Source organism: Synechococcus sp. HK01-R, assembly GCF_014217855.1.
In the GTDB taxonomy this organism is placed as follows: domain Bacteria; phylum Cyanobacteriota; class Cyanobacteriia; order PCC-6307; family Cyanobiaceae; genus Synechococcus_C.
On record NZ_CP059059.1, the window covers coordinates 1,983,654 to 1,998,341 of the forward strand.

Annotated in this window: 13 protein-coding genes; 9 read left to right on the forward strand and 4 right to left on the reverse strand. The window is 59.8% G+C overall.

The window, feature by feature from the left end:
- The first annotated feature begins 44 nt into the window (after nucleotides 1-44).
- Nucleotides 45-1,172: a 3-dehydroquinate synthase gene (gene aroB, locus H0O21_RS10515; RefSeq protein ID WP_185190995.1), complete on the forward strand. Its 1,128-nt coding sequence runs from the start codon at nucleotides 45-47 to the stop codon at nucleotides 1,170-1,172.
- Here aroB and H0O21_RS10520 read toward each other — a convergent pair.
- Entirely contained in the window at nucleotides 1,150-2,385 is a 1,236-nt protein-coding gene (locus H0O21_RS10520) for a class I SAM-dependent methyltransferase (protein ID WP_185189641.1), read from the reverse strand. The two genes, aroB and H0O21_RS10520, sit on opposite strands and share 23 nt — an antisense overlap.
- 30 nt (nucleotides 2,386-2,415) lie before the next feature.
- On the opposite strand from H0O21_RS10520, the gene H0O21_RS10525 reads away from it, so the two are divergent.
- Entirely contained in the window at nucleotides 2,416-3,222 is an 807-nt protein-coding gene (locus tag H0O21_RS10525; RefSeq protein WP_131455339.1) for a TPM domain-containing protein, read from the forward strand.
- Between the two features lie 31 nt (nucleotides 3,223-3,253).
- Here the strand turns inward: H0O21_RS10525 and H0O21_RS10530 are convergent, their stop codons facing one another.
- The 3 genes from H0O21_RS10530 to H0O21_RS10540 form a co-directional block, all read right to left on the reverse strand.
- Complete coding sequence (locus H0O21_RS10530) at nucleotides 3,254-4,009, reverse strand: glycoside hydrolase family 104 protein (protein WP_185189642.1); 756 nt, start codon at nucleotides 4,007-4,009, stop codon at nucleotides 3,254-3,256.
- Between the two features lie 307 nt (nucleotides 4,010-4,316).
- Nucleotides 4,317-5,396 carry a hypothetical protein gene (locus H0O21_RS10535; RefSeq protein ID WP_185189643.1) on the reverse strand — a complete coding sequence of 360 codons (1,080 nt, stop codon included), beginning with the start codon at nucleotides 5,394-5,396 and terminating at the stop codon, nucleotides 4,317-4,319.
- Nucleotides 5,390-6,271: a TIGR04168 family protein gene (locus tag H0O21_RS10540; RefSeq protein ID WP_255440991.1), complete on the reverse strand. Its 882-nt coding sequence runs from the start codon at nucleotides 6,269-6,271 to the stop codon at nucleotides 5,390-5,392. The genes H0O21_RS10535 and H0O21_RS10540 overlap by 7 nt, the downstream gene beginning before the upstream one ends.
- Nucleotides 6,272-6,353: 82 nt before the next feature.
- Here H0O21_RS10540 and nadA point away from each other — a divergent pair, with 82 nt between their 5' ends.
- The 7 genes from nadA to H0O21_RS10575 are packed head-to-tail and all read left to right on the forward strand — an operon-like array spanning nucleotide 6,354 to nucleotide 14,687.
- Nucleotides 6,354-7,328 carry a quinolinate synthase NadA gene (gene nadA, locus H0O21_RS10545; protein ID WP_185189644.1) on the forward strand — a complete coding sequence of 325 codons (975 nt, stop codon included), beginning with the start codon at nucleotides 6,354-6,356 and terminating at the stop codon, nucleotides 7,326-7,328.
- Entirely contained in the window at nucleotides 7,325-8,329 is a 1,005-nt protein-coding gene (locus H0O21_RS10550) for a ligase-associated DNA damage response exonuclease (RefSeq protein ID WP_185190997.1), read from the forward strand. Before nadA ends, H0O21_RS10550 begins: the two co-directional genes overlap by 4 nt.
- A 30-nt stretch (nucleotides 8,330-8,359) precedes the next feature.
- The gene (locus H0O21_RS10555) at nucleotides 8,360-8,707 is read left to right on the forward strand and encodes a DNA ligase (protein ID WP_185189645.1); all 348 of its coding nucleotides are present in this window, start codon (nucleotides 8,360-8,362) and stop codon (nucleotides 8,705-8,707) included.
- Between the two features lie 3 nt (nucleotides 8,708-8,710).
- Nucleotides 8,711-10,420, forward strand: coding sequence for an ATP-dependent DNA ligase (locus tag H0O21_RS10560; protein ID WP_185189646.1), 1,710 nt, complete (start codon nucleotides 8,711-8,713; stop codon nucleotides 10,418-10,420).
- Nucleotides 10,417-12,882: a ligase-associated DNA damage response DEXH box helicase gene (locus H0O21_RS10565; RefSeq protein WP_185189647.1), complete on the forward strand. Its 2,466-nt coding sequence runs from the start codon at nucleotides 10,417-10,419 to the stop codon at nucleotides 12,880-12,882. The genes H0O21_RS10560 and H0O21_RS10565 overlap by 4 nt, the downstream gene beginning before the upstream one ends.
- 30 nt (nucleotides 12,883-12,912) lie before the next feature.
- Entirely contained in the window at nucleotides 12,913-14,097 is a 1,185-nt protein-coding gene (gene chrA, locus H0O21_RS10570; RefSeq protein WP_185189648.1) for a chromate efflux transporter, read from the forward strand.
- Nucleotides 14,097-14,687: a DUF1543 domain-containing protein gene (locus H0O21_RS10575; protein WP_185189649.1), complete on the forward strand. Its 591-nt coding sequence runs from the start codon at nucleotides 14,097-14,099 to the stop codon at nucleotides 14,685-14,687. Before chrA ends, H0O21_RS10575 begins: the two co-directional genes overlap by 1 nt.
- Nucleotide 14,688 lies beyond the last annotated feature (1 nt).

Genomic DNA, 14,688 nt, shown 5'->3' on the forward strand with positions numbered 1-14,688 from the left:
TCCAGCTGAACGGCAGAGTGGGCAGTGAACAGGCGCAGAACCTTTTGATCGCGGTGGACAGTTCGGCTCGCATTCCGGTCGCGTTGGAACGCAACCCCTATGAGGTTTTGATCGAGCGCCACGGCCTCAACAGGCTTGGCGACGAACTGCTTCGCTCTGGGGTGAAGACCGGCCGAAAGATCCTCATTGTGAGCAACCGCGATGTGGCTGGTCCCTATGGGGAGCAGTGCATCGATGCTCTGAGATCAGCGGGCTTTGACCCATCGCTTTTGGTCATCGAAGCCGGTGAGGAGCGCAAGAACCTGGCCACCATTCAGCAGATCTATGACGAAGCCTTTCGTCTCCGGCTCGAGCGAAGCTCGCTGTTCGTAGCCCTCGGTGGTGGAGTTGTGGGTGACATGACTGGATTCGCTGCCGCCACCTGGCTGCGGGGTCTAGCGGTCGTTCAGGTTCCGACCACCTTGCTGGCGATGGTGGACGCGGCGATTGGGGGCAAAACCGGAGTCAATCACCCGGGTGGAAAAAATCTGATCGGAGCGTTTCACCAGCCAAAGCTCGTGCTGATCGATCCCTCCACCCTGGCCAGCCTTCCAGAACGGGAATTCCGCGCTGGCATGGCCGAAGTGATCAAGTACGGCGTGATCGGAGATGCGGATCTTTTTGCGCAACTCGAGCAGGGGGGGAAACTGAGCAGCGTCGAGGAAATGGATCCATCCCTGCTGCAGACAACACTCGAGCGATCAGCCCAGGCCAAGGCCAGGGTGGTTGCTGCCGACGAACGGGAGGGGGGTCTGCGCGCCATCCTCAACTACGGACACACGTTTGGTCATGTGGTCGAAAACCTGACGGGCTACGGGACCTGGCTTCATGGTGAAGCCGTGGCCATCGGCATGGTTGCCGCTGGTGAACTGGCTGTTCAACGCAATCTCTGGAGCCGCGAAGACTGTGATCGGCAACGACGTCTGATCGCGCAGGCGGGCCTACCCAACGCATGGCCAACCCTGAATCCGACAGCCGTCCTTGACACCCTCACAGGCGACAAAAAAGTTCAGGACGGAAAGGTTCGGTTTGTGCTTCCTAAGGCCCTCGGCTCGGTGACCATCGTCAACGATGTTGAGCAGAGAGAAATTCTGGATTGCCTGTCCTCGCTCACTGAGGAAGCGGCTCCCTGAGGAAGCGGCTGTTGAACGTTGCTCCCCGGTCGGGCCCCTGGGAAGAGCGTTCAAACGCGATCCAACGGAACTCCCCCAACCCAGCAGGATCCACCAGTCTGAGCAGGGCTTCTCGACGCTGCAGAGCCTGGGCAAGTAGCGATGAGGGCATGTGCTGAAGAGCCTGGAGCCGTTGCGCTAACCCCAGAGAGAGCAAGGCCTCGCCCTGTCGGCAAGCCCCATGACTGAGCCATCCCTCCTCCTCCGCCATGGCGATCAGGGGCTCAAGGCAGAGGTGCGCTGTCAGATCACTCTGCCCCGCATCACGCAACAACTCCTGATGACACTGCTGCTGGCCATAGGCCAGCAAGGTTCCATCCCGGCGTGAAGGGCTGTAATAACGCTTCGCTTCCAGTGCGTAATCCACCACCAACAAGACCCCTGACTCCAGTGCCGTGGCCACCTGATGCAACCAAGGCCTTACCCCTGGATGCCATTCACTACACCAGCCCTCGGAGGTTCCATCTGGAGGAATCTGCAGGCCACAACGTGATGTCGCCCACGCCAAGTCATCGACAAGTTGCTGATCGAGCGGGAGTGAAACCCAGGCAATCTCAGGCTCCAGGTTCATGGTCTGAGGTGATGACCGCTCAGGGAGCAAAACCACCCCAAGCTTCTTCAGCGTTCCTTGTTCAAAAACCAAGCGCTCAACGGCGAACGCATCGAGCAGTTCGTGGGCAATCACGACCCCGACCACCGGTGATGCCATCAGATCCTCAAGTCGGCTCCAACGCACAGGGATGGCATCAGTCACAGCAGCAAGGCGTTCCCGCTGTCGTTGCTGCATGCCGGGATTGCTCTCCACGAGAACAAACTCGAGCTGATCACGACACTCAGGACAATGCTCCAGAAGAAATGAAAGAAGGTCATGGGCAAGGTGGCCCTCCCCTGGTCCCATCTCCACAAGGCTGAGCCGATTGGAAGGGTGATGGCCCCTCAGTTGCTCAAGCCAATCCAGCACCTGAAGGCCCAGTAACTCTGCAAAGTCGGATCCAAGAGAGGGGGAGGTCGCAAAGTCCCCATGAGGACCAATCCTTAGAGCACCGCTGCCATAGGCGCCATGCACAGGGTGGTGCAGGGCGAGGTCCATAAAACGGCAAAAACTGATGCAGCCGCCCTCTTGTGCAATCGCCCGGGCCAACCAGGGCGGGCACGGCACACCGGAACGATCCATTCGAGAGAATGCTGCAACTGCATCATGGCCATGGGAGCACAACGCGGAATCAAAACCCTCCTGGCCGTTGCGTTCGCGCTGCTGCTGACATTCGGAGCCCGACCAGCACTGGCCAGCGACAACCCTGAGCTTCTGCCCGACCATGCCACCCCGGTGATCGACCTAGCCCGGGCATTCAGTGAGCGCCAGAAGGGTGACCTGGAGGAATCGCTCGACGCCTTTGAAACACGCAGTGGCTGGAAGCTGAGGGTGCTGACCCAGTACGAGCGCACCCCAGGTCTGGCCGTCAAGGAGTTCTGGGGGCTCGATGAACGCAGCTTGCTGCTGGTAGCCGATCCCCGCGGCGGCAACCTTCTCAATTTCAACGTGGGGGATGCCTTCTTTGCCCTCATGCCACGCACCTGGTGGGTGGAGCTGCAAACCCGCTACGGCAACCAGTATTACGTGCGTGACCACGGAGAGGATGGAGCGATCCTGGCCGCCATCGATGCCGTGGAGGTCTGCCTCGACAGGGGTGGATGCCAGGTGGTTCCAGGATTGCCTCAAGAACAGTGGCTCTGGACCCTCTCGACGGCCATTCTCGGAGGCCTGATCGCTGGTTTCGCTGCCTACCCCAGAAAACATGGGGAGGTGATCTCCTGGTCGTGGCTCCTCCTACTGTCACCTCTCTGGGTGATGTTGTTCGGGGTGTTTGGAATCGCCCCAGTGGTCACCCGCACGAGCGAGATCCTTCCTCTGCTTCGCAATGGGCTGGGCTTTGTCGGAGCCGCAGTCTTGGCCTATCTGATTGCAGGGGCCACGGTTGGCAAGGATCGCCAAGGGGCTGAGGAATCGTGACGCGGCAACAGCTGAGCAGTCTGTCGAGACGTCAGAAACCACAGAGGATGGTTGGGCCAGTGCAGACAGGCCGCTTGGGGCCTGAATCCTGTTCAGTCTGGGGCTTGGACTGACTGCTGAGCAATTCGCGACGCTGATCCCGCACCTGGCGGAGTTGAGCCAAGGTGACGCGGTAAAACCTCTGAAGTTGCGAAAAACGCTTCACAGGCTGACCGTAGTAGCTCGACCCACGCAAGGTCGGGAACGAGGCCCATTCCGGTGCAAGCAGAGCGGCGAGCTGTGGTGTCATCACACCAGCGTCGGTCAGGGGAAGAGCCTTACGCCGTTGAATCAGGAAGAGGGCGCCTTGATCCTGGGCTTCAGGGCCGAAACCCTGCACACCAATACTGCGCTTCACCAAGTCCCAGGTGAAAGGCATGAACTGATAAGCACCTGCTGCGGCACTCGCGTAGCGGGAGGAATAAATGACCCGATTGGGATGGCGATCGAGAGAGGCCATCAGGCCACCGCCAAACATCACGCGATAGCCGAGGTCACGACCGCCCTTCCAGGTGCCCTCCGCAAAACGAATGGTGTTGAGCAAGGCCCTGCGTTCCGGTGTGATCACGTAAGGAAGAGCAGAGGGTCCGGACTCCTCAGGGAGCGTGACGGACAAGGACCGAGCCGAGGGTTCGATCGAGGGGAGGGCGACAGTGGATGCCCGGGCTGGACTGAAAGAAACCCCAATGGGCACACTTGCAACGACCGCTGCAACGACACGACAGGCGGACGAAACAAGGGAGGCCATAAAAAGCGTTCGGAGGTCAAAAATGCAACAGCGAACACGCAGCAAATCAGAAGCGGATGAAATGCAGCGCTGTATCAGATGAAACGAATCACCGAAGCAGAGTGAAGAAAATCGGAAAAAATTCTTCAGACAGCGGAACTTTGTCGAAACAACTGACCCCGCCCAGGCGATCAAGTGCCAGTCACAATATTGTCTACACAGTAAATTTTCGAATCAATCGCCAAGATAATGATTCAAATCCCTGGCCAGGATTGAAGACTCAGCAGATAGGAAAAGCCAAAAAAGTTTGGATCAGCAATCCTGATGGTTACCCCCCACAGCAATCAAGGATCGCCTGCGCCGCAACTGCTGCACCATCGTTGGCAAGGGGACCGTCCTTGGCCGGATGCAGTGGTTGGTCCAATTGCCAATCACCCGTTTCCAGCTGGTGGCGACTCAGAATCCGATGCCGACCATGACGTTGAAGGCCGTCCATCAAAGCTGTGGCCTCAGCAAAACCGCTGCGCCTCACCACATGCAGACCCACATCACTCGAAAGGGCCTCGCAGAAACTGCTGTAGCCGGGTTTGCCCAGATGCCGCTCACAGTGGGGAAGAAGATCCAGGGGGCGAACACCCTCCGGTAAGAGCAACACATTCGAGCAAGCAGCAAGCCGTTCCCGTTCAGAGGCAAGCGCCGGCTCGCTGAGCACAAATCGATGGGATGACCAGCCGCGAAGCAAGCGGTCATCAAGGGCAAAGCCCAAACCACCGAAGCCGACGAAGACACGAGGCCTCGCATCGGTGGACAAAGCCTGCTCGAAGGACCTCGGGAGGGGCCTCGGTTGGCTCGCTGTCAGCCCGATGGAGATTTCTCGCAACCCCCAAGGCATCGCCAGCGAAAACGGACAACGCAAAAGCAAATCACCCCTGGAGTAGGCCTCTGCTGCAGCCTGCGCGTAATCGCTGAAAGCGCCGTCGAGAGGGGCATAAATCTCATCCCATCCGAAATTCGCCATCCAGACCAGCGGAACCCTGAGGCGTTCCGCGAGGGAAGCTGCCGCTGGTGGCACATCCCCGACAATCAGTACCGGCGAAGACTGAGCTGCGAGCCAAGCCGCTTCAGCGGCAATCTGATCAGGTAGTTCCTCGTGGAGATCAGCAAGAGCGGCCAGTGTCGCCTCGGGATCCGTTCCGAGGGCATCGGACTGCACCATGCCCACATCCCATCGACAGCGTCGCAACTCCACTGGCAGGCCTCGAAAGACAAGGCCCAGAAACCTGGGATCCACTGCCGTACTGACCACCAGCCTTGATCCAGGAGAAAGACGGTGCAGCTCCGCAAGTACGGACGCGTGACGAGCAGCATGACCAAATCCATGGCTGCTCAGGCAGGAGTAGATCAGCACCCAACCACCTCAGGAGCATTGCGGTGCCAAAGGGTCTCTTCGAACACCAGGGTGCCGTCGTCTTCATACCAACGGTGGCTGGCATGGCAGAGCTCACATCCGCTGAACTCCACCCAGGACCAATGGGTGAGTGAACGGCCATCAGCATCAACGCCCCGCCGCGGGACACAGGCCGCATTGAGATAGGCCGTACCAAGCCGATCCTGAAGGAAGGTGCAACGTTCACCCTGGCCTCCTTTAAGGCGATGGTGCATATGACCAAACACCACGAGGGGGACCTCGCGTCTCTGTCGGATCCGGTCAAGAGCCAGAGCCAAGTCTTGATCTCCCCAGTCGATCGCAGGGCGCTTCCAGTCCCGGCCACAGGGACTGGCCGCATCGGACCCCAGGCCCGAGGGACCCGCGTGGGCGAGAACCACGAGGGGACGATCCTGAGGAGCCTGCTCGGAGGCCTGCACGATTAATTGAGCAGAGTCTTCTAGCTCGATCGGACCGTAGGTGGCGGCCATGGCGCGGGAGAGGTGAAATCCACCCCCGGCGCTACCTGGCCGCGCACCAAGCACTGATAGGGCTGGTGCCGACCAATTGCGCAAACTCCAGGCGCAGTGACGATCCCCCAGCACCTTGACCTGGCGCTGAAACAACTCGCCGGTGGCATCTTTGCCCCGATCGTGATTACCAAGAATTACCGCAGTAGGGATTGGCAGAGCGGCAATCGCTTTGACCAAACGCAGATCCCCATCACTGAGGTCCCCCACAAACAGAACGGCATCCGGCTGAAGCTGGTCTAGAAGTCGGGCGTCAAGATCGTTCCACTGGCCATGCAGATCTCCGGCAATGGCCAGACGCAGCCTGCGAGGACCAGACGTCTGCACGGGCTGCGATGCAGGCTCTAGCGATGGAGACGCTTGCAATGCAGAGAGTGGTGATGCCTAGGCTGTTGCCATCCTGCCTCAGATGGTCCTGATGACCGCTGTCACTGCCAACTCGAAGGCCCCAACAGCGGTACCGGTTGACCTTGCTGCTGCGATCCAGGATCTGAAGCGGAAACGCAATGCCGTCATCCTGGCGCACTACTACCAGGAACCTGAGATTCAGGACATCGCCGACTTCATTGGTGATTCCCTCGAGCTTTCACGTAAAGCCGCTGGCACCAATGCTGATGTGATCGTCTTCTGCGGCGTCCATTTCATGGCGGAAACCGCGAAGATCCTCAGCCCCCAGAAAACTGTTCTCCTGCCAGATCTGGACGCCGGCTGCTCCCTTGCAGATGACTGTCCGGCCGATGCATTTGCTGACTTCCGCGCCCGCCATCCCGACCACATTGTGGTCAGCTACATCAATTGCACCGCGGCTGTCAAAGCACAAAGCGACCTGATTTGCACAAGCAGCAATGCCGTCGATCTCGTCAGGCAGCTTCCTGCCGATCGACCGATTCTCTTTGCGCCTGATCGCAATCTCGGTCGCTGGGTGCAGAAACAGAGCGGCAGGGAACTCACGCTCTGGCCAGGGCGCTGCATCGTGCACGAAACCTTCAGCGAAGAAGCGGTGCTCAGGCTTCAAATTGAACACCCAGCTGCCGAGGTGATCGCCCATCCTGAATGCCTCGAACCGCTGTTGGATCTTGCTGATTTCATCGGTTCCACCAGCAAACTGCTCCATCACGCAGAGAGCAGCAGCGCCGAAAGCTTCATCGTTCTCACTGAACCGGGCATCCTCCACCAGATGCAACAACGCATTCCTGGGAAAACCTTCCTAGCTGTGCCAGGTCTGGATGGCTGCAGCTGCAATGCCTGCCCTTACATGCGACTGAACACCCTGGAAAAGCTCTGGCGCTGCCTGTCCGTCGGTGCCCCAGAAATCGAAATGGATGAGGATCTTCGGCTGCGTGCCCTGCAGCCGATTCAACGGATGCTGGAGATGAGCCTCTGATTGAACGCACTCCTGAAGGGCTCTACTGCCACGCGGCAGAAGCCTGGATCGATCCGATTCGACCTGTACGCCGGGCTCTGATTACCCACGCCCATGCCGACCATGCCAGGGCTGGGTGCGGTGAGTATTTCGCCGTCAACGCCAGTGAAGCGATCCTGCGCGAACGGCTTGGGAGTGGAATCAGGCTGAACACAGTCAGTTACAGGGAACAACGGCGTATCGGGACAGTTCTGGTGTCGTTTCACAGCGCAGGACACGTGCTTGGAAGTGCCCAGATCCGTCTTGAGCATGAGGGATGTGTCTGGGTGGTAAGCGGTGATTACAAACGCTGCACAGACCCCAGCTGCGAGCCCTTTGAATCCGTGCCCTGCGATGTCTTGATCACTGAGGCAACGTTTGGTCTTCCGATCTACAGGTGGCGAAGTGGCGAGCAGGTGGCGCATGAGATCCGCGCCTGGTGGATGGGGGAACGATTGAGACCTTCACTCCTGTTCTGCTACGCCTTTGGAAAAGCCCAACGGGTGCTGGCGGAACTGAAAGCCATTGGTGTCGACGATGAGGTGCTGCTCCACGGAGCGGTGGAAACGGTGACTCGCCATTACAGGGATGCAGGCATTCCCATGACGGCCAGCCGTCCTCTGAGCGATCTTCCCCGAAATGCAAACCTGGAAGGTCGCCTCATCCTCGCTCCCCCTTCCGCCCATCGATCCGCTTGGATGCGCCGCTTCAAAACCCCGCAGACAGCCTTCGCATCTGGTTGGATGGCGGTGCGCGGAGCACGCCGCCGCAGGGGCTATGAACGAGGCTTCGTCCTCAGTGACCACGCTGACTGGCCTGGTCTCGTTCAAACCGTGAAGGAAAGCGGTGCCCGTCGTGTCTATGTGACCCATGGACAAAGCGATGTGCTGGCGCGTTACCTACGAGACGTCGAGGGACTGGACGCTGAACCGATCGAAGCGCTGCCTGCAGGAAGGGTGAGTAGCGCCGACGAGGGCAACTGACCTAGCGTCGTCCGGTTGCAGACTCCTGCCATGTCGCGTCTCTTCGTGGTCTGTCTGGCCACCAGCCTCGCCATCGCTCCCGCCCTGGCGGCTGACATTGAGGAGATCTCGATCGAGCGCATCCAAACGGTGATCTTCCCTGCCGATGGAGCTGAGGCCGCCGCCGCGATTTGCAACGGCCTGGCCGATGGAGTGTTGACCCGTGACGGAATCGGCGTGGATCTCGCCCGCCTTCAGAACGCTCTCGCCACCAGCGGCAACCCGGATCAAGTGAACCGCTACGTCAACGGTTTCAACCAAACGGCGCAGGCACGCCAGGGCTGCAACATCAGAATCAGCGATCCGCAAAACACTGACCTCTATCAGTGGCAGTACTGATCGGTGCAGGCGTTCGCGGACCTCATCGATGACCTGGACGCCACCAATGGCTCAGGACAGAAGGTCCAACGCATCGCCGCTTATCTCCAGGAACAACCTCCTGAAGATTCCGCCTGGACACTGCTTCTTCTGATCGGTCAACGCCGCAGGCGTTTGATCACAGGCCGCCGACTGCGGGATGTGCTTCAGAAGGAGAGCGGCATGCCGTCCTGGCTCTTTGCTGCCTGCCACAGCCAAGTTGGCGATTCAGCTGAAACCATCAGCCTTCTCTGGCCACAACTTGCAACGGAGCTGCCACGGGACTCACGACCCCTGGGGGCAGAGCTGGAGCCACTCATCCTCCAGATGAAACACGAGCCCCACCTTCACTGGTGGATGGAGACTCTGCTCCCAACCATCGCAGCCCTTGACGAGACGCTTCAGGCGCAGGCTCTCATCAAGGTGTGGCACCAACTCGCGCCCGAGCGACACCTGCTGTTGAACAAACTGCTCACCGGCGGCTTCCGGATCGGCGTGGCCAGGGGATTGGTGGTCAAGGCGATCGCTCGGGGTTTTGACCTCGAGGAAACGGTGGTCCTCGAACGATTAATGGGTCCCATGGAAGCCACGGTGCCATGGTTTCAACAACTGACGGCTCCGGTGGTCGACGCTCCCAGCGATCGTGGTGCCGTCCCCTATCCGTTTTTCCTGGCCAGCCCTGCGAAGGTCGACACCCTGCAAAACACCCCTCCCCGGGACTGGTGGGTGGAACACAAGTGGGATGGCATCCGCGGACAGCTGATTCGGCGACCGTCTGGGGTCTACCTATGGAGCCGAGGGGAGGAACTGATCAACGATCAGTTCCCGGAGCTGGTGACCATGGCCGAATCCCTCCCAGCCGGAACGGTGCTGGATGGAGAAGTGATCTGCTGGCGAATGAAGGCCAACACACCGATGCCCTTTAGTGCCCTTCAACGCCGACTTGGACGCCAACAGGTCGGACGGACCCTGCAGGACGAATGTCCAGCCAGCTTTATCGCCTATGACTTGATCGAATCTCAGGGGGAAGACCTGCGGGCGCGGCCACTCCACGAACGACTGACCCAACTCTGGGCACTTCGTGGCCTGAGCGGGGAAGACGCATGGCGCCTGCGCTGGAGTGAAGGAGAAGCTTTGCGTGACTGGGAAGATCTCCATGATCTTCGCCAGAACGCCGTTGCAGCTGGGGCGGAAGGCGTAATGCTGAAGCATCGAGAATCGCCTTACCTCAGCGGGCGCAAACGGGGGCATTGGTGGAAATTCAAGCGTGACCCCATGACGCTCGATGCGGTGCTGATCTACGCCCAGGCGGGGAGCGGCAGGCGCGCCAATATCTTCACCGACTACACCTTTGCGCTTTGGCAACGCAATGCTGAGGGGGAGGAATCCCATCAACTCGTGACCTTCGCCAAGGCCTACTCAGGCTTGGATGATCAAGAGATCCTTGAATTGGACCGCTGGATCCGACGCCATACCCGCGAACGGTTTGGGCCCGCAAGAGCGGTTGAACCTGAACTGGTTTTTGAAATTGGCTTTGAAGGAATTCAACGATCCAAACGTCACAAATGCGGTCTTGCCGTTCGTTTCCCGCGCATCCTGCGTTGGCGAAAGGATCGCCCCGCAAACAGCGCCGACACGATCAACCGGGCCGAGGAGCTATTGGCTCTTCAACCGCAAGCTGAAGCACAAGCGTGAACGGGCGGTCGCACGATCGAGAGCTACTCGCCCCCGTTGAGGAGTGGTTTGAACGCCAGGGATGGACACCACTTCCTTTTCAACGCCAGACCTGGCAAGCCCATCTGAGGGGCCGCAGTGGGTTAATTCAGGTTCCCACTGGCTCTGGCAAGACCTATGCCGCCGTGATGGCACCCATTGCCAAGGCGCTTGCTCAATCTGTCCCGAGACGTGGGGTGCGTCTGCTCTACATCACACCTCTGAGGGCCCTGAGCCGAGACCTCGCCCAGGCGCTGCTGGAACCGATCGAGGCGATGGGATGGCCCTTGAGGGTTGGTATCCGCAATGGCGATACCCCCAGTGCCGAACGCAGTCGACAACTCAAGTCGCCACCAGACATTTTGATCACCACGCCGGAATCCCTGTGCGTTCTCATGGCTGGGCGTCATGCAACGGAGCTCTTCCAGCCACTTGAGACGGTGATCCTGGATGAATGGCATGAACTGATCGGAAGCAAACGGGGGACGCAGGCAGAGCTCGCCCTCAGCTGGCTCCGCCTGCAGAAGCCCCAACTGCAGACCTGGGCCATCAGCGCCACGATCGGCAATCTCGAGGAAGCGGCACGCCATGCCCTTGGTGAAGGATCCGATCCATGCCTGATCACTGGAGCCCCAGAGCGGCCCCTTGAGATCCGAAGCATCGTTCCCGACAGCCTGGATGGGTTTCCATGGGGCGGCCATCTTGGACTGCGCCGCTACGAGGACCTGGTGGCCACCTTGAGCCCGACCACCAGCACCCTGCTATTCACCAACACACGCAACCAGGCGGAGCGCTGGTTTCAGTGCCTGCGCTTCGCCTGCCCCGAGATGGAAGGACTGCTGGCCCTGCATCACAGCGCAGTGGACCGTCAGGAACGGGAGGCGATCGAGGCCGGTGTGAAAGCCGGATCGCTGCGCTGGGTGGTGTGCACAAGCTCGCTCGATCTGGGGGTGGATTTCCAGCCGGTGGAGCGGGTGGTGCAGATCGGTTCCCCGAAGAACCTGGCCCGTCTCCTGCAACGGGCTGGCCGCTCCGCCCATTGCCCCGGAGGCACGTCACAGATGTGGTTCATGCCCACCAATGCTTTGGAACTGCTGGAACTGAGCGCCGTGCGACGAGGCCTGACCCAGGGCCTCGTGGAAGAGCGCCATCCACCGAATGAAGCCCTGGATGTGCTTCTGCAACACCTCACCACGCTGGCCTGCGGACCAGGGTTCACACCTGAGGCAACCCTGGAGTCGATCCGCAGGACCTCTAGTTACCGCAACCTGAGCGATGCAACGTGGCAATGGTGCCTGCGCTTTCTCGAACTGGGTGGCGATTGCCTTGGTGCCTACCCCCGCTACAGGAAGCTGGAGCGCGCGGACGACGGCCGGTTCGTCATTCGCGACAACACCATCGCCCGACTCCACCGTCTCAACATCGGCACGATCACCTCAGCACCAGCAATCCGCGTGCGCTTTGTTCGAGGAGCGGTGCTGGGGCATGTGGAGGAGACCTTTATCAGCCAGCTGAGGCCAAAGGATGTGTTCTTTTTCGCGGGCCGTCAGCTGGAGTTTGTGCGGCTTCGTGAGATGACGGCTTACGTCAAAGCCAGCACACGCAAAAGCACAGCCGTACCCGCATGGGCCGGAGGGCAAATGGCCCTTTCCGATCTGTTGACCCATCATCTGCGCGAGGAGGTGGCTCGTGCGGGCCGCGGCGATCTCGATACCCCGGAACTGCAAGCCCTGGCCCCCGTGTTCGAGCGTCAGAAGGATCTCTCCACACTGCCGGCGAACAACCAGTTCTTGATCGAGACCTGCCGCACCAGAGAGGGGACCCATCTCTACGCGTACCCCTTTGAGGGTCGTTTCGTGCATGAGGGGCTCGGGTTTCTCTGGTCCACTCGACTGACACGTCTCCATCGCGGAACGATCACGGTGTCGGTGAACGACTACGGGTTTGAACTGCTGGCACCTCGCAGCTATCCAATGGCCGATCTGCTGGAGGAACACCTCGACGCGTTACTCGCCGATGATCACCTGGAGAAGGATCTTGAACAGGCGCTCAACCTGTCCGAACTATGCCGCCGCCGCTTCCGAAGCATTGCGCAGGTGGCAGGGCTGCTGGTGCAGGGATACCCGGGTCAAAGCAAAAGTGCCGGCCAACTGCAGATCAGCGGCTCGCTCCTCTGGGAGGTGTTCTCAAAACATGAACCAGGCAATCTTCTCCTGAAGCAGGCGCAACAGGAGGTTCTGCAGGAGCAGCTTGAATTACAACGTCTACGCAGCGCCCTGAAACGGCTCCAGGAGGGAGAGGTTCTCCTTAGCGCCACCGCAAGACCAGGTCCTCTCGCCTTTCCACTGCTAGTGGAGCGTTTGAACAATCGGATGACCAATGAGTCAGTGATGGAACGGGTGCAGCGCATGGTCGCCGAAGCACAGCGCCTTGAAGGCGATTAGCGTCCGAGCGACCGCAGAAGCCCAACAGCGATGTTGTCCGCCTGGAGAGTGTTTGCGGAATTCCTGCTTTTGGGCTGCACCTCCTTCGGCGGGCCCGTGGCCCATCTCGGTTATTTCAGAGAACGCTTTGTGATGCGGCGGCACTGGCTATCCGATGAGGCCTATGCCGAATTAGTTGCCATCTGTCAGTTTCTGCCAGGCCCTGCCAGCTCTCAGGTGGGCATTGGCCTTGGCCTGATGCGAGCAGGATGGCTCGGTGGCATCGCAGCGTGGATCGGATTCACGCTGCCCTCGGCGGTCATTTTGCTGATCGCTTCTGCAGTGCTCAGCATCAATCCCGCCTGGCTCAATGGTGGCTGGGTTCAGGGCTTGAAGGTTGCTGCCGTCGCAGTGGTGACCCAGGCGGTATTGGGGATGCAAAAGCGGCTGGCACCTGACCGCCCGCGCCTCACTCTGATGGCGGTCAGCGCCATTCTGGTGCTGGTGGTGCCGTTGGCCTCTGTGCAGGTTCTGGCCCTGCTACTCGGCGCCGTGGTGGGAGTGTTGTGCTTTCGAACTCCTGATCAGAACGCCCAAGTGCTCAATGGCCTCCAGGTTCCTGTGCGGCGATCGGTTGCCATCGGCCTGCTCGGCCTGTTAGCGCTCCTCCTGGCCTTTCTCCCATGGCTCTCTGCCAGCACCAGACCGGTGGCTGTTCAACAATTGAGCGCCATGCTTCAAGCCGGTTCCCTGGTCTTTGGTGGGGGCCATGTTGTGTTGCCACTCCTTGAGCAATCCCTGGTCCCCCCAGGCTGGATCAGCCTTGATCGGTTTCTTGCTGGCTATGGAGCCGCCCAGGCAGTCCCCGGACCAATGTTCAGCCTTGCAGCCTTTTTAGGCTTTGACCTCCGGGGAGGTCTGCAAGGAATCACAGGTTCGATCCTGGCCTTAATCGCCCTGTTTCTCCCTGCTTTTCTGTTGATCGGCGGAGTGCTGCCTTTCTGGTCTGATCTCGGTCAATGTCGAGCGATGCGCCGCGCCTTGATGGGGGTGAACGCAGCTGTGGTGGGCATCCTTCTCGCCGCTCTTTATCAGCCCGTCTGGAGAGTTGGCATCCGCAACAGTGCTGACTTCAGCCTGGCTCTCTTGGCTGTACTCCTCCTGATGGCTTGGCGTCAGCCGGCCTGGAGGGTGGTGTTGTTTTGCGGGTTGATCGGCGGACTGGTGTTGCCGTGATGAGCCCATCAGCCGTCAGCTTGTTTCTGGTGGTGCTAGGGGGACGCACCCCCAATTGCCACGTTGAACTCCACGATGTGCGCTGGGTGGTGGGCCCCAACATTGAAACCACAATCCCCGAGCTCAGACGGCAATGGTGGGGAAGCCTGAAGGGGCTACACATCGACAGTTACACCTCCATTGACTCTGTCGATGGCTATGCCGTTTCGCTCGAATCAAACGCGGCTCCTGCGCTCGAGGGCAACACCACAAACCAACGGCTCTGGTTTATCAATCTGGGTGGCTATCAGCGCCATTCCCTTCAGGAATGGCACCACTTCGGTCTTGTGGTGGCGACAACCGCCCAGGCAGCCAAGGCGCGAGCCAGGACTCGCTGGCTTCAAGACCATGTGCAGGTGCACAAGGATGACCTCCATAGCCTTGACACAGTCGGTGGCATCGATGACTGCCTGCCAATTGAAACGATTTCAGGTTGGCGACTTGTTCTGACTCCCGAGCCCCACCGGCAAAACCATGACCTGCGACCCGAGTGGTTTGGGTATTGGCGCATCGACGGTCGCCAGCCCCAACCGAGGCCTCCAGCTTCCTGAA

Coding starts and splice junctions, on each gene's coding strand:
- H0O21_RS10525 (WP_131455339.1), top strand. CDS start 2,416: ATGGGAGCACAACGCGGAATCAAAACCCTCCTGGCCGTTGCGTTCGCG.
- H0O21_RS10520 (WP_185189641.1), bottom strand. CDS start 2,385: ATGGATCGTTCCGGTGTGCCGTGCCCGCCCTGGTTGGCCCGGGCGATT.
- nadA (WP_185189644.1), top strand. CDS start 6,354: ATGGTCCTGATGACCGCTGTCACTGCCAACTCGAAGGCCCCAACAGCG.
- H0O21_RS10555 (WP_185189645.1), top strand. CDS start 8,360: ATGTCGCGTCTCTTCGTGGTCTGTCTGGCCACCAGCCTCGCCATCGCT.
- H0O21_RS10575 (WP_185189649.1), top strand. CDS start 14,097: ATGAGCCCATCAGCCGTCAGCTTGTTTCTGGTGGTGCTAGGGGGACGC.
- H0O21_RS10530 (WP_185189642.1), bottom strand. CDS start 4,009: ATGGCCTCCCTTGTTTCGTCCGCCTGTCGTGTCGTTGCAGCGGTCGTT.
- chrA (WP_185189648.1), top strand. CDS start 12,913: ATGTTGTCCGCCTGGAGAGTGTTTGCGGAATTCCTGCTTTTGGGCTGC.